The 25,461-nt window shown below is 71.3% G+C and carries 2 protein-coding genes; both read right to left on the bottom strand.

The features are described from left to right. Window positions 1–56: 56 nt before the first annotated feature. The gene (locus OHA64_RS26035) at window positions 57–20,366 is read right to left on the bottom strand and encodes an amino acid adenylation domain-containing protein (RefSeq protein ID WP_405617058.1); all 20,310 of its coding nucleotides are present in this window, start codon (window positions 20,364–20,366) and stop codon (window positions 57–59) included. Continuing rightward, on the bottom strand, window positions 20,366–25,387 hold the full coding sequence (locus OHA64_RS26030; RefSeq protein WP_405617056.1) for an amino acid adenylation domain-containing protein: 5,022 nt from the start codon (window positions 25,385–25,387) through the stop codon (window positions 20,366–20,368). The genes OHA64_RS26035 and OHA64_RS26030 overlap by 1 nt, the downstream gene beginning before the upstream one ends. Window positions 25,388–25,461 lie beyond the last annotated feature (74 nt).

The following is a 25,461-nucleotide window of genomic DNA, read 5'->3' as shown; positions in this document are numbered from 1 at the left end:
GGTGCCGCCGGCCCGTGCGGCGCCGGCGGACCACGGGGTCCGCCGGCGCCCGCTGGTCAGCCCTGGTGGGGCAGCCCCAGCGGGGAGCGCCGGCCGCCGTGGCCGAGCGCTTCGGCGATGGCGGCGACGACGTTCTTGCCGGCCGCGCCGTTGGTGAGGGCGACGAAGCCGTCACCGCCGTGCAGGGTGCACAGCGACACCGCCTGGTAGCCGACCGGCGAGCCTGCGTGGCCGAACTGCACCTCGTCGTTCGTGCCGTCCACGACCGTGCCCAGGCCGTAGAAGCTGTCGCTGCTCGGCGTCAGCATCAGGCCGGCCGTCGTACGCGACAGCAGGCTGAGCGGACGGCCCAGCGCGGAACGGCGGAGCTCCAGCGCGGCCTTGGCCAGGTCGGCGGCGGTCGTCCACAGACCGGCCGCGGCCTGGTCCGGGCGGACCAGCCAGCCGCCGTCGACCGGCCGGCCCTCCTCGTCGTGCCCCAGGGCCACCGGGCGGCCGTAGCGCTCGGGGAACGCCTGGTCGAAGCTGCTCGCCCGCATGCCGAGCGGTTCGAACACGAGGTCCTGCATGAGCGCGTCGAAGGGGCTGCCGGTGATGTCGGTCAGGAGCTGCTGGAGCACCGAGTAGTGGACGTTGGCCTTGCGGAACTCCTTGCCCGGGACACCCTCGCGCCCGACCGGGGGCGTTGTCGCCGGCGCCCGCCCGTGCAGAAGGTCGAGCAGCGACGGCACCTCACCTCCGGCGCGCGGGAAGCCCTTGCCGGGGGTCGGGGAGAGCCCCGACAGGTGTCCCAGCAGGTGCCGGGCGGTCACCGGTGGCGCGTCGGCGTCTTCCGGTACCCGCCAGTCGACGAGGTACCGGTTGACGTCCGCGTCCAGGTCCAGACGTCCCTCGTCCACGAGCTTGAGCACGCCGAGCGCGGTGATGTGCTTGCTCAGCGAGCCGACGTGGAAGACGGTGTCCTGGGTGACCGGGTGGGTCCCGTCCGCGGTCAGGGTGCCGAAGCTTTCGACGGCGACGAGCTCGCCGCCCTCCAGGACCGCGATCAGGGCCCCGGGAACCCGGTGTTCGGCCAGCGCGGCGGGCAGGCCGGACAGGGACGTTCCGGCCGACGGCGCCGAAGGCTCCGCCCGCTGCTCGGCCTTGTCCGCCTCGGCCTCGGCCTCGGCGGCCGCGTCGATCAGGGCGGCCAGTTCCGTCAGGTCCCGCGCCTGGTAGTGCATGAACAGAGACAGCGGCAGGCCTTCCCGGCGGGCGGCGGCAATCACCTGGATGACGAGGATCGAGTGCCCGCCCAGATCGAAGAAGCTGTCGGTGGCGCTGATCCCCTCCTTGCCGAGGACCTCGCTCCAGATCTCGGCGAGTCTGCGCTCGGTGGGCGTACCGGGTGCGACGTGCTGTGTGTCGTCGGTGTCGGTGGTCGGGGCGGGCAGGGCCTTGCGGTCGACCTTGCCATTCGCGTTCAGCGGGACCACGTCCAGCTCCACGAAAACCGACGGCACCATGTACTCCGGCAACAACCCCGCCAGATACCCGCCCAGCTCATCCACCGGAGCAGACCCCGGACCCGCGGCGGGAACCACATACCCCACCAGCCGGGTCTCCCCCTCACCCACATCAGCCACCACCACGGCCTCACGCACCAACGGACACGCCGCCAGCACCGCACCCACCTCCGCGGGCTCCACCCGATAACCCCGGATCTTGACCTGATCGTCCACCCGACCCAAAAACTCCACCGCACCAGCCGCGTTCCACCGCACCACATCCCCCGTGCGATACAACCTGCCGCCCACAGACCCGAACGGATCCGGCACAAACCGCTCCGCCGTCAACTCCGGCCGACCCACATACCCCCGGGCCACACCCACCCCACCCACATACAACTCACCCAACGCACCCACCGGCACCGGCCGCATCCGCACATCCAGCACATGCACCCGCATCCCCGGCAACGGACGCCCAATCGGCACCACACCCTCCACACCCACCGGCACCGGATAAACCGTCGACCCCACCGACGCCTCCGTCGGCCCATACTCATTGACCAGCCGGCCCTCACCCAGCCACCCCGCCCAACGACCACCCAGCGAACCCGGCAGCACCTCACCAGCCACCACCACCACACCCGCCAGCCCAGCCGCCTCCCGAGCCGTCACCTGATGCGACAACACCTCCAGATGACCCGGCGTCAACTTCAGAAAACTGAACGGCCCCCGCTCCACCAGCCAGCCACCCAGCTCATCCAGCCCCGCCCCCGCCGGGAACAAAGCCACCCGCTGCCCCGCACACAACGGCGCCCACACATTCGGCACCACCAAATCAAACGCAACGGACGAGAACACCGCCCCGCCACCCTCACCACACGACGCAAGCTCCCGCACCGCCCAGCCCACATGGTTGGCCAGACCCCGATGCGACACCACCACACCCTTGGGCCGACCCGTCGAACCCGACGTGAACACCACATACGCCACCTGATCGACATCGACCCGGCCCCCCGGCCTCGACGACGGACGCCCCGCAATCACCACCGCATCCGCATCCACATCAACCACCACACCGCCGAAACCAGCCACCACACCACCCCCAGTGACCAGCACCCCCACCCCGGCATCCGCCAACATCCCGGCCACCCGCCGCCCCGGCAACACCGGATCCAGCGGAACGAACCCCCCACCGGCCTTCCACACCGCCAACAACCCCACCAACAACTCGACGCCCCGCTCCAGCAGCACACCGACAACCGACTCCGACCCCACACCCAGAGCCCGCAAATGATGAGCCAGCCGATTCGCCCGCGCATCCAACTCCGCAAACGACACCGACACATCCCCACACACCACCGCCGGCGCCTCCGGCACCCGCGACACCCACTCCTCGAACACCTCCACCACCGACCGCTCCACCACCGGCCCCACACCCGACGACCAGCCCGCCAGCGTCTCCGCCTCGTCGGCGGGCAGGTGGACGAGCTGGGCGTCGCCGTCCGGGTCGGCGGCCATCGCCTCCAGAACCGCGCGGTACATGCCCGCGAGCCGGTCGGCGTGCGCACGGCTCAGCGTGCGCGAGTCGGCCCTCAGGTTGATCCTGCCGGGCGCGGTCGACACCGAGAAGCCGAACTCGTTGGTGCTGTTCCCGGTGCTGGCCGAGGCGTCGATCATGCTGGTGTCGCTGCCGCTGAAGTCCTGGTAGCTGAAGTACACGTCGACGAGCCGGCCGCCGCCCAACTCCTGCTGGAGGGCGGGCATCGGGAACTGGCGGTGCTCCCACATGCCGAGTTCCTGCCGGAAGACGTTCTGCACCAGCTCCCGCCACGTGCGGGCCGTACGGTCCACCGCGAACGGGAGGATGTTGAGGTACATGCCGTACACCCGCTCGGCGCCCACCGCCTCGGGCCGGACGTGCGCGACCAAGCCGGTGAAGAACTCCTGCTCGCGGGTGAGCTGGCCGAGCACCTTGAGGTGGGCGGTGTGCAGCACGCTCTTCAGCGACACCCTCGCCGCGGTCGCGAGGAGCTGGAGCCGGTCCGTCAGGTCGTCGAAGGCCACCTCCAGCTTGTACTTCTCGGGGTTCGCGTCCTGGGCGTCGCCCCATCCCTCGGGCATCGTGAACTTCTCCCGCCCGACGACGACGTCACGCCAGTAGTCCCGGTGCCGCTGTGAGGCCAGTGCGGCCAGCTCTGCGGCGACGGTGTCGGCGAACCGTACGGCCGGTGCCGACGGCCGCTCGGGCTCCCGGCCGTCAGCGTACGCCCGGTAGATGTCCAGCAGTTCGGCGAGCAGGCCACTGAAGCTCCAGCCCTCCAGCACCACATGGGACTGTGCGATGGTGAACTGCCAGCTGCCGTCGGCGCACTGGTGGATCGCGATACGCACCAGGGGTGCGGCGGAGTGGTCGAACGCCGTCGTGCTCTCGCTGTCGACGAACTCCCGCAGGATCCGGTCCTGTTCGGCTTCGGTGCGGCCGCTCAGGTCGAAGAACCGCACCGGCGTGGGCACGTCCGCGTGCACCAGTTGCAAGGGCACGGAGTAGCGGTCGAGCTCCAGGGAGGTGCGCAGCACGTCGTGCCGACGCAGCAGTTCCGCGACCGCGGACCGCATGGCCTCCTCCACGACCGGCCGTCCGTCCCGGACCCGCAGGGACGTCACGAGGTGGTAGTTCAGCCCCTCACCCGCGCCGAGCATCTCGACCAGCATGCCGATCTGGTTCTGAAGCATCGGGTAGGCGTCGGCCAGGCCCTCGGGCAGCAGTGCCCGGTCGGCGTCGCCGACCAGTGCGAACGGTGCGACCGATGCCGCGGTGGCGGAGCCGCCGTCGGCCGGGCGGCCGGCGAGACGATCGCACAGCGCGCCGAGCGTCTGCGCCTCCAGCGTCTCGCGGACGGTGACGTCGTACCCGGCCTCGCGCAGGGCGCCGACCAGCATCACGGCCCGGATGGAGTCGCCGCCCAGTTCGTAGAAGCCGTCGTCGACTCCCACCCGCCGTACGCCCAGGGTCTCCTGCCAGATGGCGGCGACCCGTTCCTCCAGCGGGGTACGGGGGGCGGTGTAGTCCCGCCCTGTGCTCACGGCGGAGGCGTCGGGCGTGGGCAGGGCGCGCTGGTCCAGCTTGCCGTTGACCGTCAGCGGGATCCGTTCGACGGCCACGAACACCGCCGGGACCATGTACTCGGGCAGTCCCTGCGCCGCGAACGCCCGCAGCTCGGCCACGGCCGGCAGCTCGCCCTCCGCGACGAGGTAGGCGACCAGCCGCTCGTCACGAACGACCACCACCGCTTCCCGGACCGCGGAATGAGCCGTCAGCCTGGCACTGATCTCACCCGGCTCGATCCGGTACCCGTGCAGCTTGACCTGGTCGTCGGCCCGGCCGAGGAACTCGAGGCTGCCGTCCTGCCGACGGCGCGCGAGGTCGCCGGTGCGGTACAAACGCGCACCGGGCGGACCGAACGGGTCCGGCACGAACCGCTCCGCCGTCAGCTCCGGCCGGCCCAGGTAGCCGCGCGCCACGCCGGGGCCACCGACGTAGAGCTCGCCCGGGGCACCGACGGGGACCAACTCGCCGGAGCGGTCCAGCAGATGGAGGGTGGTGTCGCTGAGCGGACGCCCGATCGGGGCGGACCCGCCGGCACCGACGTCACGCGGGGTGAGCCGGTGATAGGTGCAGTAGACCGTGGTCTCCGTCGGCCCGTACATGTTGACCAGGGCAGTGCGGCCGAGGCCGAGCCGTTCGGACCACGGGCGGACGTCGCCCACCTCCAGCTTCTCGCCGGCCAGCACCACCGCGCGCAGCGACAGCTGCTTGAGCCGCCGGTCACCCGGCGCGGTCGCCTGGGCGAGCAGTGAGCGGAACGCGGTAGGGGTCTGCGCCACCACCGTGACCTCACGCTCGACCAGCAGGTCCAGGAACTCCTCCGGAGAACGCGTCACCTCACGCGGCACCACCACCAAAGTGCCACCGTGCAGCAGCGCACCCCACATCTCGAACACCGACACATCGAAGGCGTACGAGTGGAACAACGCCCACACATCGTGCTCGTCGAAGCCGTAGTGCTCCTGCACCGTCTCCAACAGACGCACAACCTGCGCATGCGCCAACGTCACACCCTTCGGCCGACCCGTCGAACCCGACGTATAGATGACGTACACGACGTTGTCCGGCACAGTCAGCGACGCCGGGGCCGACTCCGGACGCGACGCGATGAGATCCGCGTCCCGGTCCACAACCACCAACTCACCGCCATACACCTCCTCCAGCACCGACACCAGAGCACCGGACGTCACCACGGCCCTGGCACCCGCATCCGCCACCACGAACCCCAACCGGTCCGCCGGGTTCGCCGGATCCAGCGGCAGATAACCCGCACCCGCCTTCAGCACACCCAGCAACGCCGGCATCAGATCAGGCCCGCGCTCCAGACACACACCCACCAACGACTCCGGACCCACACCCAACCCGCGCAAGTGGTGCGCGAGTTGATTCGCACGCGCGTCCAGCTCCGCATACGTCAGCGAGACCTCACCGGCGACCACCGCCACCGCGTCCGGCGTCAGCGCCGCCCGCTCCTCGAACAGCTCATGGACACACCGCTCCACCGAAGCCGTCTGCACCGCCGACACCGCACCGAGCAGCGCCTCCCGCTCACCGGCGGGCAGGTACACCGCCCTCGCGTCACCGTCCGGGTCCGCCGCCATCGACTCCAGCACCGCCCGGTACATGCCCGCCAGCCGGTCGCCGTTGGCGCGGCTGACGGCGTGGCTGTGGGTGGCGAGGGTGAGGTGGTGGGTGCCGTGGCTGTGCACGGACAGCTCGAACTCGTTGGGCGCGTCGCTGATGCCTGTTCCGGTGTCGACGACGTCGCTGTCCACCTGATGGAAGTCGACGTAGTTGAAGTAGGCGTCGATCAGGCGGCGGCCGCCACCCCACTGGCGCTGGATCTCGGGCATGGGGTAGCGCCGGTGCCGCCAGCCGGACAGTTCCGTGGCGAGTACCTGACGCACCGTCTCGCGCCAGGTCCGGGTTCCGCGGGAGAACGCGAACGGCAGGGTGTTGAGGTGCATACCGAGTACCCGCTCGGCACCCGGGGCCTCCGGACGGGTGTGGAACACCACGCCGGTGTGGAAGGCCTCCTCGTCCGTCAGCTGGCTCATCACCTTCAGGTGCGCCGCCAGCAGCACGCTCTTGACCGGGGCCTGCGCCGCGGCGGCCAGGGCTCGCAGCCGGTCCGCGAGGTCCTCGACCGGGACGCGGACGCTGTACACCTCCAGCGGGCGGCCGGAGGTGTCGGCCCAGTCGTCCGGCAGGGCGAGCGGCCGGTGGTCCAGGGCGACCCGCTCCCAGTACGCCCGGTCCTCGGCCGAGGCCAGGGACTCCAGTTCACCGGCGACGCAGTCCGCGAACCGCACGGCGGGGGCCTGGTAGGGCTCCGGTGCGCGGCCGTCCCGCAGGAGCCGATAGCACTCGAGCAGTTCCGTCTGGAGCGAGTGGTGACTCCAGCCCTCCAGGATGACGTGCGACTGGGTGAGCGTCAGCCACCACGCGTCGTCGCTCTCCAGATGCGCGAAGACCCGCAGCAGCGGCGCCACGGCCAGGTCGAACACCATGGCGCGCTCCTGGGCCGCGTGGTCGACGAGCATCTGCTCGCCGGCCCTGCGGTCGGTCGTCCCGCGCAGGTCCGCCCAGCCGACCGGCACCTCGGCCGTCGTGCGGACGATCTGGAGCGGCACCGAGTATCCCGTCAGGTGCACCGACGTCCGCAGCACCTCGTGCCGCTCCACCAGCAGCGCCACGGCGGCGCGCAGCGCCTCGGCGGAGAACGGGCCCTCGTCCCGGACGCGGACCATGGTGACGTTGTGGTAGTTGTTCCGGCCCTCGTCGGAGAGCAGTTCGGCCGCCATGCCCAGCTGTGCCTGGGTCAGCGGGTACGCGTCCGCCGCGTCCTCGGGCAGCCGGGCCCGGTCGGCCTCCGGCAGCAGCGCGAACGGCCGTACGGCGTCCTCGTCCACCGCGTGGCCGGCGGCCGGGGTACGGCCCGCCAGCAGCAAGGCCATCCGCGCGACCGTGTGGTGTTCGAAGACTTCCTGCACGCCGACCTCGAAGCCGGCGCCGCGCAGCCCTCCGGCCAGGGCGACCGCCCGGATGGAGTCACCGCCCAGCTCGAAGAAGCCGTCCTCGACACCGACCCGTTCGAGGTCGAGCACGTCGCCCCACACGGCGGCCACGCGGGCCTCCAGCCAGGAGCGGGGCGCGATGTACTCACCGGCCGCGAAGGCGTCCAGGCCAGGCGCCGGAAGGGACCGCCGGTCGGCCTTGCCGTTCGCGCCCAGCGGCATGGCGTCCAGCCGTACGTACGCCGAAGGAAGCAGCGCCTCGGGCAGTTCGGGGGCGAGCCGGGCGCGCAGTTCGGCCGGGTCGGCCGACTGGCCCGGGGCCGGGACGACGTAGGCGACCAGGCGGGGCAGGCCCGCGCTGTCCTCGCGGACCACGACCACGGCGTTCGACACCTCGGGCAGCGCGCTCAGCGCGGCCTCCGTCTCACCGGGCTCGACGCGCGCGCCACGGATCTTGACCTGGTCGTCGGTGCGGCCCAGGAACTCCACGGTGCCGTCGGCCCGCCACCGCGCCCGGTCGCCGGTCCGGTAGAGCCGGGCGCCCGCCGGTCCGAACGGGTCGGGCACGAAGGAACGCGCGGTCAAATCCGGCCGGTTCAGGTAGCCGAAGGCCAGCGCGACGCCGCCGATGTACAGCTCGCCCGGGGCACCGACCGGTACCGGGTGCATCCGGGAGTCGAGGACGTGGATCGTGACGTTCTGCATGGGCGCGCCGAGCGGCACGCGTGCCAGTTGCTCCAGCCTCTCGGGCGTGCAGTGCCAGGCCGAGACGTCGACCGCGGCCTCGCAGGGCCCGTACTGGTTGTGCAGTTCCGCCCACGGCAGCCGGGTGGTGAACTCCTTCGCGAGGGCGACGGAGAGGTCTTCGCCGCCGGACACCACGATCCGCAGGGAACGCAGTTCGGACAGGTCGTCCACGGCGAGGACGGCGGCGAGCATCGACGGCACGAAGTGCAGGTTCGTCACCCCGTACCGGGCGATCGCCGCCCGCAGATAGGCGGGGTCGCGGTGCCCGCCGGGCCGGGCCACAGCGATGCGGGCGCCGGCCATCAGCGGGCCGAAGATCTCGGCCAGTGACGGGTCGAACCCGATCGGGATCTTCTGGAGCACCACGTCGGCGGCGGTGAGCCGCAGGTAGGTGCGCTGCGTCCAGTCGAGGCGGTTGACCAGGCCCCGGTGGTCGCAGAGCACACCCTTGGGACGGCCGGTCGAGCCCGAGGTGTAGATGAGGTACGCGGCGTCGTCCGGGCCGGTGACGGGCTCCGGGGTGTGCGAGCCGTGCCCGCTCCAGCGGGCCTCGTCGTCGAGCAGCACCTCGGTGGCGCCGCTGCCCTCGACCAGCGGGAGCAGGTCGCTGCGGGTGACCAGGACGGCGGCCTTGGCGTCGCGGACCATGTGGGAGAGCCGGTCGGCCGGGTAGTCCGGGTCCAGCGGCACGTACACACCGCCCGACTTGAACACCGCGAGCACGGTGGCGACCAGCTCCACGGACCGCTCGACACAGACCCCGACGAGGGTGCCCGGGCGCACGCCCGTGCCCCGCAGGTGGTGGGCGAGCCGGTTGGCGCGTGTGTCGAGCTCGGCGTAGGTGACCTCCTGGTCCTCGAAGACCACGGCCACGGCGTCCGGGGTGGCCGCGGCCTGACGCTCGAACAGCTCGTGCAGACAGGCGTCGGTCCGCTCGGCAGCGGTGTCGTTCCAGGTTCCGAGGATCCGCTCCCGTTCCCCGGCGGGCAGCCGCGGCACGAGGGCGTCACCCTCGTCGTCGTCGGCGATCGACTCCAGGACCGTCCGGTACATCGCGGCCAGCCGCTCCCCGTCGGCCCGGTCGAAGTGCTGGGTGCCGGTCTTCAGGACCAGGCCCTCGGCCGCCGTGGTGACGGCCAGCGAGAACTCCATCGCGCCGGCGCCCAGACCCGCGTCCACATCGACGACGTCGGTGTCGACGGCGCCCGTGAAGTTCAGGTAGTTGAACATCACGTCCAGCAGCCGTCGGCCGCCGCCGGCCTGGCGCTGGATCTCGGGCAGCGGGTGCCGCCGGTGCGGCCAGAGCTCGACCTCGCGGGCGAAGACCCGCTGCACGAGCTCGCGCCAGGTCCGCGCGCCGCGGTCCACGGCGAACGGAAGGGTGTTGAGGTACATGCCCGGCACCCGGTCGGCGCCCAGCGCCTCGGGGCGCGCGTCGCAGACCAGGCCGGTGTGGAAGGCGTTCTCGTCGGTGAGCTGGCTCATCACCTTCAGGTGGGCCGCCAGCAGCACGCTCTTCAGCGAGACCCTGGACCGGGTGGCGAAAGCGCGCAGCGGTGCCTCCAGGTCCCGCAACGGCACGACGACCGCGTAGTCCTCGCCCGGCTCGCCGGACGGGCCCGACGCGGAGGGCAGCGACAGCGGTGTGTACTCGTCGACGACGTGCTGCCAGTAGGCACGGTCCTCGGCGGAGGCCAGGGACTCCAGCTCACCGGCCACGAAGTCGGCGAAACGCACGCTCGGCACCTCGTAGGGAGCCGGCTCCAGACCGTCGCGCAACCGCCGGTAGCAGGAGACGACCTCCGTCAGCAGGGAGTGCTGGCTCCAGCCCTCGGTGATGGCGTGGGTCTGGGTGAAGGTCAGACGCCAGCCGGCGTCGTCCTCCATGTGCACGGCGGCCCGCAGCAGCGGCGCGGCCGTCAGGTCGAAGACCGTGTCCCGCTCGGCCGTCACGAAGTCGCGCAGCGCCTGTCGGCGCCCGTCCTCGTCCAGCTGCCGCAGGTCGTGCACGGTCAGCGGGATGCCGGCCTCGGCGTGCACCAGCTGCATCGGCACGGAGTACGTGTGCATGTCGAACGACGTGCGCAGGACGTCGTGCCGCGCGGCGACCAGGTCCACGGCGGCCCGCAGGGCGTCGGCGTCGAAGGGCCGGTCGTCCCGGATCCGGAAGCCGCTGACGTTGTGGTAGTTGTTCCGGCTGTCGTCGACCAGCATCTCGACGACCATGCCGAGCTGCACCTGCGACAGCGGATAGGCGTCCACCACACCCGCCGGGAGCTTCGCCCGGTCGGCCTCGCCGATCAGCGCGAACGGCTCGACACCACGGTCCGCGTCCGACACCGCCGGCCGACCCGTGATCAACTCCGCCAGAGCGGCGACCGTACGGCGCTCGAAGACGTCCCGCACCGCCACGTCGAACCCGGCCGCACGCAACGCGCCCACCAACGCCACAGCCCGGATCGAGTCACCGCCCAGCTCGAAGAACCCGTCCTCGACACCGACCCGCTCGGCCCCCAGCACCTCCTGCCAGACAGCCGCCACCCGCTCCTCGGTCGGAGTACGAGGAGCGGTGTAGGTGTCGCCCGTCTCCACGGCGGAGGCGTCGGGCGTGGGCAGGGCGCGCTGGTCCAGCTTGCCGTTGACCGTCAGCGGGATCCGTTCGACGGCCACGAACACCGCCGGGACCATGTACTCGGGCAGTTCCTGCGCCGCGAACGCCCGCAGCTCGGCCACGGCCGGCAGCTCGCCCTCCGCGACGAGGTAGGCGACCAGCCGCTCGTCACGAACGACCACCACCGCTTCCCGGACCGCGGGGTGAGCCGTCAGCCTGGCGCTGATCTCACCCGGCTCGATCCGGTACCCGTGCAGCTTGACCTGGTCGTCGGCCCGGCCGAGGAACTCGAGGCTGCCGTCCTGCCGGCGGCGCGCGAGGTCGCCGGTGCGGTACAAACGCGCACCCGGGGGACCGAACGGGTCCGGCACGAACCGCTCCGCCGTCAGCTCCGGCCGGCCCAGGTAGCCGCGCGCCACGCCGGGGCCACCGACGTAGAGCTCGCCCGGGGCACCGACGGGGACCAACTCGCCGGAGCGGTCCAGCAGATGGAGGGTGGTGTCGCTGAGCGGACGCCCGATCGGGGCGGACCCGCCGGCACCGACGTCACGCGGGGTGAGCCGGTGATAGGTGCAGTAGACCGTGGTCTCCGTCGGCCCGTACATGTTGACGAGACCGGGCCGCTCCAGTCCCAGCCGGTCCGTCCACGGACGCAGGTCGCCGACCTCCAGCTTCTCCCCCGCGAAGATCACCGTACGGAGACCCAGCCGGTCGATCCGCGGATCGTCCTGGCTCGCCGCCGCCGCCAGTGAGCGGAACGCGGTCGGGGTCTGCGCCAGCACCGTGACCTCACGCTCGACCAGCAGGTCCAGGAACTCCTCCGGAGAACGCGTCACCTCACGCGGCACCACCACCAAAGTGCCGCCGTGCAGCAGCGCACCCCACATCTCGAACACCGACACATCGAAGGCGTACGAGTGGAACAACGCCCACACATCGTGCTCGTCGAAGCCGTAGTGCTCCTGCACCGTCTCCAACAGACGCACAACCTGCGCATGCGCCAACGTCACACCCTTCGGCCGACCCGTCGAACCCGACGTATAGATGACGTACACGACGTTGTCCGGCACAGTCAGCGACGCCGGGGCCGACTCCGGACGCGACGCGATGAGATCCGCGTCCCGGTCCACAACCACCAACTCACCGCCATACACCTCCTCCAGCACCGACACCAGAGCACCGGACGTCACCACGGCCCTGGCACCCGCATCCGCCACCACGAACCCCAACCGGTCCGCCGGGTTCGCCGGATCCAGCGGCAGATAACCCGCACCCGCCTTCAGCACACCCAGCAACGCCGGCATCAGATCAGGCCCGCGCTCCAGACACACACCCACCAACGACTCCGGACCCACACCCAACCCCCGCAAGTGGTGGGCGAGTTGGTTGGCCCGCGCGTCCAGCTCCGCATACGTCAGCGAGACGTCACCGGCGACCACCGCCACCGCGTCCGGCGTCAGCGCCGCCCGCTCCTCGAACAGCTCGTGGACACACCGCTCCACCGAAGCCAGTGCCTTCACGGGCAGAGCGGACGCCGCCAGCAACTCCCGGTCGGCGGCGGGCAGGTAGACCGCGCGCGCGTCACCGTCGACGTCGGCCGCCATCGACTCCAGCACCGCCCGGTACATGCCGACCAGCCGCTCGACGTTGGCCTGGCTGATGACGTGGGAGTCCCCGCGTACGCCGAGCCGGCCGCTGATCGCCGTCACGGTGAGGGAGAACTCGTTGGGGTTCTCCCCCATCTCCTCGCCCTCGTCCACCAGGTCACCGTCGACCTGGTGGAAGTCGAGGTAGTTGAAGAACACGTCGACGAGACGCTCGGTCGAGCCGACCTCCCGCTGGATCGCCGGCATCGGGAAGTGACGGTAGGACCAGTTGGCGACCTCCCGCGCGAACACCCGCTGGACCATCTCGCGCCAGGTCCGGGCGGTGCGATCGGCCGCGAACGGCAGGGTGTTGAGGTGCATGCCGAGCACCTGGTCGGCGCCCGGGGCCTCCGGACGGGTGTGGTAGACGACGCCGGTGTGGAAGGCGTCCTCGTCGGTGAGCTGGCTCATCACCTTCAAGTGCGCGGCCAGCAACACACTCTTCAGAGAGGCCTGGGCCGCCGAGGCGAGGGCCCGCAGTCCCGCTTCCAGCTCGTTCAGGCGGAACGCTGTGCCCACCGGCTCGGCGGGAACGGAGAGATCACCGTGCCAGCCGGACGGCAGGGAGAACTTGGTGTGCCCGGTGACCACCTCGCGCCAGTACGCGCGGTCCTCCTTCGACTCCAGCGCCCGCAGTTCCTCGGCGATGGCGTCGGCGAACCGTACGGGGGGCGCGCGGTGGGGCTCCGGCCGTGCCCCGTCGCGCAGTCGGCCGTAGACCTCCAGCAGCTCGCTGCACAGCGAGTTGACGCTCCAGCCCTCGAGGACGACGTGCGACTCCGTCAGACCGAGCCACCACGCCCCGTCGCTCTCCAGGTGCGCGGACACCCGCAGCAGCGGGGCCGCGGCCAGGTCGAACACCGTGGCGCGCTCCGCCGCGACGAAGTCCCGCAGCGCACGCTCGCGCGTATCGGCGTCGTCCATCACCCGCAGGTCGCGCACGGTCACCGGAACCTCGGCGGCCCCGTGGACGACCTGCAACGGCACCGCGAACCCGTCCAGGTGGACGGAGGTGCGCAGCACCTCGTGCCGGTCCACGAGGATGCTCGCGGCCTCGCGCAGGGCGTCGGCGTCGAAGGGCCGGTCGTCGCGGATCCGGAAGAGGCTGACGTTGTGGTAGTTGTTCCGCCGGTCGTCGGCGAGCTGCTCGGCGATCATGCCGAGCTGCACCTGCGACAGCGGGTAGGCGTCCACCACGCTCTCCGGGAGCAGGGCCCGGTCCTCCTCGCCGATCAGCGCGAAGGGTGCGACGGACTGCTCCTCCAGTTCGGGGGCGGGCAGTCCGGTGATCAGTTCGCCGATTCCCGCGACCGTACGGCGCTCGAAGACGTCCCGCACCGCCACGTCGAACCCGGCCGCACGCAACGCACCCACCAGCGCCACAACCCGGATCGAGTCACCGCCCAGCTCGAAGAACCCGTCCTCGACACCGACCCGCTCGACCCCCAGCACCTCCTGCCAGACAGCCGCCACCCGCTCCTCGGTCGGAGTACGAGGAGCGGTGTAGGTGCGGCCGGTCTCCACGGCGGAGGCGTCGGGCGCGGGCAGGGCGCGCTGGTCCAGCTTGCCGTTGACCGTCAGCGGAAGCCGCTCCAACACCACGAACGCCGCCGGCACCATGTACTCCGGCAACGCCCCCGCCACGAACTGCCGCAACTCGGCCGTGGAAGGCAGCTCGGCCTCGGCAACGAGGTAGGCGACCAGCCGCTCGTCACGAACGACCACCACCGCTTCCCGGACCGCGGAATGAGCCGTCAGCCTGGCACTGATCTCACCCGGCTCGATCCGATACCCCCGCACCTTCACCTGATCGTCGCTGCGCCCCAGGAACTCCAGACTCCCGTCCGCCCGCCGACGCGCCAGGTCACCACTGCGATACAAACGCCCACCAGGCGAACCGAACGGATCCGGCACAAACCGCTCCGCCGTCAGCTCCGGCCGGTTCAGATACCCCCGGGCCACACCCGGACCACCCACATGAATCTCACCCGCCACACCCACCGGCACCAACTGACCGAACCGGTCCAGCAGATACACCGAAAGGTCGTTCAACGGACGGCCGATCGGACTGGCCGACCCGCCGGCCGCGACATCCTCCTCACCGACCGGGTAATACGTCACATGCACCGTCGTCTCGGTGATGCCGTACATGTTCACCAAACGCGGCCGCTCCAGACCATGCCGCGCCACCCAGGTACCGAGCGCCCCGCAGTCCAGAGCCGCGCCACCGAAGACGACCGTCCGCAGCGCGAGTCGGTCGTCGTCACCGCGGGTGCGGTCCTCCTCGATGAGCTGGGTGAACGCCGACGGCGTCTGGTTCAGCACCGTCACACCCTCACGCACCAACAACTCATGGAAACGACTCGGCTCCCGCGCCGTCATCTCCGGCACCACCACCAGCCGGCCACCATGCAACAACGCGCCGAAAATCTCCCACACCGAAAAATCGAACGCGTACGAATGGAACAACGTCCACACATCATCCGGCCCGAACCCGAACTCAGCCTGCGCCGTCTCGAACAACCGCACCACATTCGCGTGCGCCAGCACCACACCCTTCGGCCGCCCCGTCGAACCCGACGTGTAAATCACATACACCGTGCTGTCCGGCACCACGCACGAAACCGGCGCCGTCGCAGGCCAGACACCGATGACATCGGCGTCCCGGTCCAGGACCACCAACTCACCGCCGAACACACCCTCCAACACCGACACCACAGCACCGGACGTCACCACGACCCCGGCACCCGCATCCGCCAGCACATACCCCAACCGGTCCGCCGGGCTCGCCGGATCCAACGGCAGATAACCCGCACCCGCCTTCAGCACACCCAACAACGCCGGCACCAGATCCAGACCACGCTCCAGACACACACCCACCAACGACCCCGGACCCACCCCCAACCCCCGCAAGTGGTGCGCGAGTTGATTCGCACGGGCATCCAGCTCCGCATACGTCAGCGACACCTCACCGAACACGACCGCCACCGCATCCGGCCCCGCCGCCACCCGCTCCTCGAAGATCTCGTGCACACACCGCTCCACCCGAGCCGACGGCACCACCGGACCCGCCACGGAGAGCAGCAGGTCCCGTTCGTCGCCGGGCAGGTACACCGCCCGGGCATCGCCGTCCGCGTCGGTGGCCATGGCCTCCAGGACGGCTCGGTACATGCCGACCAGCCGCTCGGCGTTGGCGCGGCTGAGCAGGCGGGGGTCGGCGGTCAGGATGACGTGACCGGCACGCGAGGAGACCGTCAGCGGGAACTCGGTCGGGCTGTCGTCCAGGCCGGCCCGGTCGTCCACGACGGTGGAGTCCATCTGCCGGAAGTCCTGGTAGTTGAACATGACGTCCAGCAGCCGTCGGCCGCCGGCCGCGTCCCGCTGGATCTCCGGCATGGGGAATCGCCGGTGCGGCCACAGCTCGACCTCGCGGGCGAAGACCTGCCGGACCAGCTCGCGCCAGGTCCGCGCACTGCGGTCCACGGCGAAGGGAAGGGTGTTGAGGTACATGCCGAGCACCCGGTCGGCGCCCAGGACCTCGGGGCGCGCGTCGCAGACGACGCCGGTGTGGAAGGCGTCCTCGTCGGTGAGCTGGCTCATCACCTTGAGGTGGGCCGCCAGCATCACGCTCTTCAGCGAGGCCTTCGAGTCCGTCGCCAGCTTGCGCAGGTCGCGCTCCAGGTCCTCCCACGAGGTCCAGGCCTGGAACAGCTCGCGCGGGCCGTCCTGCTGCTCACCCCAGCTGGTGGGCAAGGAGAACGGGGCGTACCGGTCGACGACGCCCTGCCAGTAGGCGCGGTCCTCGGCGGAGGCCAGGGACTCCAGCTCACCGGCGACGAAGTCGGCGAAACGCACGCTCGGGGCGTCGTACGGCTCCGGCTCCAGGCCGTCCCGGAGCTGCCGGTACACGGCCAGGATCTCCATCAGGAGGGAGTGATGGCTCCAGCCCTCCAGGACGGGGTGGCATTCGGTGACCGAGATCCACCAGCAGCCGCCGTCGGTGACGTGCGCGAAGAAACGCATCAGGGAGGGCGTTTGGAGATCGAACAGCGTGGCGCGCTCGCGTGCGGTGAAGTCGCGCAGCTCCCGCTCCACGGCCTCCGGGGCGATCCCGCGCAGGTCCTGCGTGCCGAGCGGGAGCTCGGCGGTGGCGTGGACCAGCTGGAGGGGTACCGAGTAGGCGTTGAGCTCGATCGAGGTGCGCAGTGCCTCGTGCCGCTCGACCACCAGCCGGCCCGCGGCCTCCAGAGCCGCGAAGGAGAACGGCTGGTCGTCGAGGACACGGAAGGTGCTGACGTTGTGGTAGTTGTTCCGGCTGTCGTCGACCAGCATCTCGACGACCATGCCGAGCTGCACCTGCGACAGCGGATAGGCGTCCACCACACCCGCCGGGAGCTTCGCCCGGTCGGCCTCGCCGATCAGCGCGAACGGCTCGACACCACGGTCCGCGTCCGACACCGCCGGCCGACCCGTGATCAACTCCGCCAGAGCGGCGACCGTACGGCGCTCGAAGACGTCCCGCACCGCCACGTCGAACCCGGCCGCACGCAACGCGCCCACCAAGGCCACGGCCCGAATCGAGTCACCGCCCAGCTCGAAGAACCCGTCCTCGACACCGACCCGCTCGGCCCCCAGCACCTCCTGCCAGACAGCCGCCACCCGCTCCTCGGTCGGAGTACGAGGAGCCACGAACGCCGACTCCGCGAACGCCCCCTCACCCGGCACCGGAAGGGCGCGCTGGTCCAGCTTGCCGTTGACCGTCAGCGGAATCCGCTCCAACACCACGAACGCCGCCGGCACCATGTACTCCGGCAACGCCCCCGCCACGAACTGCCGCAACTCGGCCGTGGAAGGCAACTCGGCATCGGCAACGAGGTAGGCGACCAGCCGCTCGTCACGAACGACCACCACCGCTTCCCGGACCGCGGAATGAGCCGTCAGCCTGGCACTGATCTCACCCGGCTCGATCCGATACCCCCGCACCTTCACCTGATCGTCGCTGCGCCCCAGGAACTCCAGACTCCCGTCCGCCCGCCGACGCGCCAGGTCACCACTGCGATACAAACGCCCACCAGGCGGACCGAACGGATCCGGTACGAACCGCTCCGCCGTCAGCTCCGGCCGGTTCAGATAACCCCGGGCCACACCCGGACCACCCACATGAATCTCACCCGCCACACCCACCGGCACCAACTGACCGAACCGGTCCAGCAGATACACCGAAAGGTCGCCGAGGGGGTACCCGACGCGGTTGGCCGCCGACGGTGCGAAGTCCTCCTCGGTGACCTGGTAGTAGGTGGTGTGGACGGTGGTCTCGGTGATGCCGTACATGTTCGCCAGCACGGGCCGCTCCAGCCCCAGCCGGTCCGTCCACGGACGCAGGTCACCGACCTCCAGCTTCTCCCCCGCGAAGATCACCGCGCGTAGCGCCAGCCGGTCGATCCGCGGATCGCCCTGGCCCGCCGCCGCCACCAGCGACCGGAACGCCGTCGGCGTCTGCGACAGCACCGTGACCTCGTGCTCGACGAGCAGGTCGAGGAACTCCTCCGGGGAGCGCGTCACCTCACGCGGCACCACCTCCAGGGTGCCGCCGTGCAGCAGCGCACCCCACATCTCGAACACCGAGACGTCGAAGGCGTACGAGTGGAACATCGTCCACACATCGTCCGCGCCGTAGGCATAGTGCTCCCGCGCACTCTCCAGCAGCCGCACGACCTGCGTGTGCGCCAACGTCACGCCCTTCGGGCGGCCCGTCGAACCGGACGTGTAGATGACGTACACGACGTTGTCCGGCACGGCGAGCGATGTCGGGGCCGACTCCGGACGGGACGCGATGAGATCGGCGTCCCGGTCCAGGACGACCAGCCGGCCGTCGTACACGTCCTCCAGGACCTGCACCAGACTGCTGGAGGTCACCACGACCCGGGCTCCCGCGTCCGCGAGGACGAACCCGAACCGGTCCGCGGGGTTCGCCGGATCCAGCGGCAGATAACCCGCCCCGGCCTTCAGCACGCCCAGCAGCGTCGGCATCAGGTCCGGCCCGCGCTCCAGGCACACGCCCACCAGCGACTCCGGGCCTACGCCCAACCCTCGCAAGTGGTGGGCGAGTTGGTTGGCCCGCGCGTCCAGTTCCGCATACGTCAGGGAGACGTCACCGGCGACCACCGCCACCGCGTCCGGCGTCAGCGCCGCCCGCTCCTCGAACACCTCGTGCACGCACCGCTGCACCGGAGCCGACGGGACGTGACCGTCGAGGACTCCGCTGACGATGGCGCGCTCGGCGCTGTCGAGCATCTCCAGCCGCGAGACGGGGGTGGCCGGAGCCGCGACGGCGCTCTGGAGGAGCTGGAGGAAGTGGCGGACCGTGCGCTGGACGGTCTCCGGTTCGAACAGGGCGCTCGCGTACTCGACGCGCCCGTGGAACGAGCCGTCGGTGGCCTCCTCGACCTGGAGGGTCAGGTCGCACTTGGCCACCGGGGCGCCGCCGGAGAACGGTTCGACCCGCAGACCCGGCAGGTCGACGGCGTCCAGCCGGGACTCGTGCATGGTGAACGCGATCTGGTACAGCGGGGTGCGCGACAGATCGCGTTCCGGCTGGAGTTCGTTCACCAGCGTGGCGAACGGCACCTCCTGGTGGTCGAAGGCGTCCAGGACAGTGCGGCGGGTCCGGTCGAGCAGGTCGGTGAAGGCGGGGTCGGCGTTCTCGTCCCAGTGTCCGCGCAGGACCAGGCTGTTGATGCCGTAGCCGATCAGCGACTGGAGCTCGGGGCGGGCCCGGCCGGAGACGACCGTGCCCACCGATATGTCGCTCTGCCCGGTGCTGCGGGCGATGACCGCCTGGAACGCGGCAATCATGACCGTGAAGGGGGTCGTCTCGTGCGCGGCGGCGAGTCGGCGCACCGACTCCGGCAGTCCCGCGGGGAAGTCGAAGAGCACCTCGGCGCCGGTGTGGTCGCGCACGGCGGGCCGCGTCCGGTCCGCCGGCAGTTCGGTGGGAGCGGCGTCCTCCAGCGCACGGCGCCAGTGGGCGAGCTGCCGCCGCAGGGAGTCGCCGGTCAGCTGCTCCCGCTGCCAGGCCGCGTAGTCGCCGTACTGCACCGGCAGCGGCTCCAGCGGTGACGGCCGGCCCTCGGTGAACGCGGCGTACAGAGCGCTGAGTTCGGTCAGGAGAATACGGGTGGACCAGGCGTCGCAGGCGATGTGGTGGAAGACCAGGCACAGGACGTGGTCGTCGTCGGTGAGGCGGAACAGCCTGGCCCGCAGCGGCCAGTCCGTTTCCAGGTCGAACGGGGCCGAGGTCTGCGCCGCGACCAGTTCGGTGAGCCGGTGCTCGCGCTCGGCTGCCGACTCGCCGGGCACCTGTTCCCGCGGCAGGACGGCGGCGGGCCCGGCGGGCGCGTCGACGACCTGGGCCGGCTGCCCGTCCGGCGTCATCGCGTAGCGGGTGCGCAGGATCTCGTGCCGCGCGCTGATCTCGCCGAGGGACCGCTCCAGCGCCCCGGCGTCCAGGTGGCCCCGCAGACGCACCACGAGGGGGATCAGGTACTCGGTACTGTCCGGGTCGAGGCGTTGGAGGAACCACATCTGCTGCTGGCCGGAGGACAGCGGCAGCGGCGTGGCCCGGTCGGCTCTCGGGATGACCGAGCGGCTGCCACCGGAGCGCCGTCCGGCCAGCCGTCGGCGCAGCAGCTCCTCACGGGCAGATCCGGCGGCGGAAGGGACGGCGTTGGACTCGGGGCCCCCGTTGCTCATCAGTTCTGCTCCTTCAGAAGCATCGAGTCCGCCACATCGAGGTCGGACATCATGTCGATTTCGGTTCTGATGCAGGTCTCGACCGAGTCGGCGAGCGCCTCGACGGTCGGACCCTCGAACAGGGCGCGGACCGGCAGGTCGATCTCGTATTCGGCGCGGAGTGCGGCGATCAGGCGGATGGCGAGGATGGAGTTGCCGCCGACCTTGAAGAAGCTGTCGTGCACACCGAACCCGGACGTGTCGAGGACCTCGCTCCACAGCTCGGCGATCCGCTCCTCGACGGCGTTGCGCGGCGCGACCCGGTCGGGGTCGTCGGTGTCGGTGGTCGGGGCGGGCAGGGCCTTGCGGTCGACCTTGCCATTCGCGTTCAGCGGGACCACGTCCAGCTCCACGAAAACCGACGGCACCATGTACTCCGGCAACAACCCCGCCAGATACCCGCCCAGCTCATCCACCGGAGCAGACCCCGGACCCGCGGCGGGAACCACATACCCCACCAGCCGGGTCTCCCCCCCACCCACATCAGCCACCACCACGGCCTCACGCACCAACGGACACGCCGCCAGCACCGCACCCACCTCCGCGGGCTCCACCCGATAACCCCGGATCTTGACCTGATCGTCCACCCGACCCAAAAACTCCACCGCACCAGCCGCGTTCCACCGCACCACATCCCCCGTGCGATACAACCTGCCGCCCACAGACCCGAACGGATCCGGCACAAACCGCTCCGCCGTCAACTCCGGCCGACCCACATACCCCCGGGCCACACCCACCCCACCCACATACAACTCACCCAACGCACCCACCGGCACCGGCCGCATCCGCACATCCAGCACATGCACCCGCATCCCCGGCAACGGACGCCCGATCGGCACCACACCCTCCACACCCACCGGCACCGGATAAACCGTCGACCCCACCGACGCCTCCGTCGGCCCATACTCATTGACCAGCCGGCCCTCACCCAGCCACCCCGCCCAACGACCACCCAGCGAACCCGGCAGCACCTCACCAGCCACCACCACCACACCCGCCAGCCCAGCCGCCTCCCGAGCCGTCACCTGATGCGACAACACCTCCAGATGACCCGGCGTCAACTTCAGAAAACTGAACGGCCCCCGCTCCACCAGCCAGCCACCCAGCTCATCCAGCCCCGCCCCCGCCGGGAACAAAGCCACCCGCTGCCCCGCACACAACGGCGCCCACACATTCGGCACCACCAAATCAAACGCAACGGACGAGAACACCGCCCCGCCACCCTCACCACACGACGCAAGCTCCCGCACCGCCCAGCCCACATGGTTGGCCAGACCCCGATGCGACACCACCACACCCTTGGGCCGACCCGTCGAACCCGACGTGAACACCACATACGCCACCTGATCGACATCGACCCGGCCCCCCGGCCTCGACGACGGACGCCCCGCAATCACCACCGCATCCGCATCCACATCAACCACCACACCGCCGAAACCAGCCACCACACCACCCCCAGTGACCAGCACCCCCACCCCGGCATCCGCCAACATCCCGGCCACCCGCCGCCCCGGCAACACCGGATCCAGCGGAACGAACCCCCCACCGGCCTTCCACACCGCCAACAACCCCACCAACAACTCGACGCCCCGCTCCAGCAGCACACCGACAACCGACTCCGACCCCACACCCAGAGCCCGCAAATGATGAGCCAGCCGATTCGCCCGCGCATCCAACTCCGCAAACGACACCGACACATCCCCACACACCACCGCCGGCGCCTCCGGCACCCGCGACACCCACTCCTCGAACACCTCCACCACCGACCGCTCCACCACCGGCCCCACACCCGACGACCAGCCCGCCAGCAGTTCGACCTCGCGCGCCGGGACGACGGGCAGGTCGGCGAGCCGGGCGCCCGGGTCGGCCGCGACCGCCCGCAGCAGGTGCGGGAACTGGTCGGCCAGGCGCTCCATGGTGGTGTGCTCGAACAGCGCGGTGGCGTACTCGAAGACGCCGTCCATGCCTCCGTCGGCGGACCCCCGCATCAGCAGGGTGAGGTCGGTGTGGGCGAGCCGCCAGGCGTCCACGACGGCGTCGTTGTCCTCCAGGCCGGTGGCCCGGCCGGTGAACTCCTCGTCGTGCAGGTCGAAGGCGACCTGGTACAGCTGCGTCCGGGACAGGTCGCGCTCGGGGGCCAGGTCCTCGACCAGGAGGTCGAACGGCAGCTCCTGATGGGCGAAGGCGTCCCGGCAGGCGTCGCGGACGCGGTCCAGGGCCTCGACGAAGGTGAGGTCGGCGTCGAGCCCGCAGCGCAGCACCACGGTGTTGAGGAAGAAGCCGACGACGTCCTCGAGTTCGGGGCGGTTGCGCCCGGCGACAGGCGTGCCCACCGGCAGGTCCCACTGGGCGGTGTGCCGGGCCAGCAGGGTGGCGTAGGCGGTCAGCAGGGTCATGAACGGCGTGGCGCCCCGGCTTCGTCCGAGGTCGGTGAGAGCCGTCACGACCGGGGCCGGGACGGAGAACGCCGCCGCCGAGCCCCGTCCGTCGCGGACCGCGGGCCGCACCCGGTCGGTGGGCGGGGCCACCGGGGTGGAGCCGTCCAGGACGGCACGCCAGTGGGCGAGTTCACGTGCGACCGCTTCGTCGGTCAGCTGGGCACGCTGCCATCCCGCGTAGTCGGCGTACTGCACGCCGAGCGGCGGCAGGAGGGGCTCCCGGCCGGCGACGGCGGCGGTGACCAGTTCCTGGAAGTCCCGCTGGAGGACCCGCGTCGACCAGCCGTCGCTGCAGATGTGGTGCACGGCCAGCAGCAGGACGCGCTGCCGGTCGTCGAGGGTGCGCACGAGCGTGGCCCGCAGCAGCGGTCCGCGTTCCAGGTCGAAGCCGTGGCTGAGGGCGGCGCCGAGCAGGTCGGCGAGTCCCTCCCGGGTGGTCTCCGTCTCGCGGACCGCCACGGGCGTGGGTGCGTCGATGTACTGGCGGGGTTCGCCGTCCTCGGTGACGTACCGGGTGCGCAGCGACTCGTGCCGTGCCACGAGGGCGTCCAGTGCGGTGTGGACCGCGGCGGTGTCCGCTTCCGGCGGCACCGGCAGGAACACGCCGGCCACGTACTCGGCGCTGTCGGGGTTCATCCGGTCCAGGGCCCACAGGCGGCGCTGGCCCGAGGAGACCGGCAGGGTCCCGCCGCGCGGGAGGGGCGGGATGCTGTCGGGGGCCGCCGGGTGCGCGGCGGGGGCAGCCGTCTCCGGGGCGATGAGCAGGGCCTGGGCCTCGACGGTGGTGGCCGTCAGCAGGCCGCGCAGGGGGATGTCCTGTTTGGCCGCCGCGCGCAGCTGGTTGGCGAGCCGGGTGAGCTGGAGGGAGGAGCCGCCGAGCTGGAAGAAGTCGTCGTGGACGCCGACGCCCTCGGTCTTCAGCAGTTGCTCCCACACGCCCGCGACAAGCTTCTCGGCGTCGGTGCGGGGAGCGGTGCGAGCCGGCCCGGCATCCAGGCCCCGGGCGGCGAGCGCGGCCCGGTCGACCTTGCCGTGGGCGGTGAGCGGGAACTCCCCGGTGTCCGTGAATGCGGCCGGCAGGTGGCTCTCGGGCAGCCGGTCACGCAGGAAGTCCCGCAGCTCGCCGAGGACTTCGGGGGTGTCCAGCAGCAGGTGCGCGGCGAGTCGGACGGCCCCGTCCTCCCCGGTGACGACGGGGACGACGACGGCGGCCCGGACGCCGGGGTGGGTGACGAGCGCCGCCTCGATCTCTCCGGGTTCGATCCGGACGCCGTTCACCTTGGTCTGGTCGTCGAACCGGCCGAGGTACTCCAGGTAGCCGTTCGGGTTCCAGCGGACCCGGTCGCCGGTGCGATAGAGCCGGGCGCCGCCGGTCCTGCCGTACGGGTCGGGCACGAACCGGTCGGCGGTCAGGTCCGGCCTGCCCAGGTAGCCCCGGGCGACGCCGACCCCGCCGACGTGGAGTTCACCGGGCGCGCCGATCGCGGCGGGGGCGCCGGCCGCGTCGAGCACCAGCACCCGCATGCCGGGGATGGGGCGGCCGATGGGCACCGGTCCGGTCGTCGTCGCCGGGTCGAAGCGGTGCGCGGTGACGTCGATGGCGCACTCGGTGGGGCCGTAGGTGTTCCAGATCGTCAGGCCGGGGCGGCGGGCCAGGATGCGCTGGGCCAGTTCGGCGTGCAGCGGCTCGCCGGCCGAGAACAGCAGCCGCAGCGCGCCACAGTCCGCCCAGCCGGGCTCCTCGGCGAGTGCCTGGAGGACCGAGGGGACGACCTGGAGGACGCTCACCTCGTGCTCGGCCACCGCCCGCAGCAGGGCCGCGGGGTCGCGTTCGGCGCCGGGCGGGGCGAGCACCACCGTGCCGCCGGCGACGAGCGGGGCGAAGATCTCCCAGCAGGAGGCGTCGAAGGTGACGGCCGTCTTCTGCAACACCCGGTCCCCGGTGCCCAGGCCGTGGGTGTCGACCGCCCAGCGGACCCGGTTGGCGATGCCCTCGTGGGTGACGAGCACGCCCTTGGGCCGCCCGGTGGAGCCGGACGTGTAGATCGCGTACGCGACCTGGGCCGGGTGCACCTCCAGGGCCGGTGGCCGGGCCGCCGACCGGTCCGCGAGCTGCCGTGCGGTGTCGCCGGAGCCGAGGACCAGGGGGCGGACGCCGACGCGTTCGGCGGTGGACGCCGTCGCCTCGTCGGTCAGGACGAGACCGCCCCCCAGGTCCTCCAGCAGCCATTCCAGCCGGGCGGCCGGCTGGGCCGGGTCCATCGGCGCGTACGCCGCGCCCGCCTTCCACACGCCCAGCACGGCGGTCACCAGGTCCAGGCTCCGGCCCAGGCAGATGCCGACCCTGGAGTCCGCGACGACACCGTGGTCACGCAGGAGGTGTGCCAGCCGGTTGGCCCGCGCCTCCAGTTCCGCGTAGGTGAGGGCCTGCGACCCGTCGATGACGGCGATCGCGTCCGGCGTCCGAGCCGCCCGCTTCGCGACGAGCTCGTGGACGGTGATGGCCTCGTCGAGCGAGCCGTGCCGTGCCGACTCGGACTTCATGGGTACTCCTGGGTGGTCAGCGGTGGATGGGGTGCGGCTCGGCCGCGCACGACTCACCGACGGACGGGCGACCG

Source organism: Streptomyces sp. NBC_00076, from assembly GCF_045041235.1.
Classification (GTDB): domain Bacteria; phylum Actinomycetota; class Actinomycetes; order Streptomycetales; family Streptomycetaceae; genus Streptomyces.
This window is presented reverse-complemented; position numbering and strand designations above follow the sequence as displayed.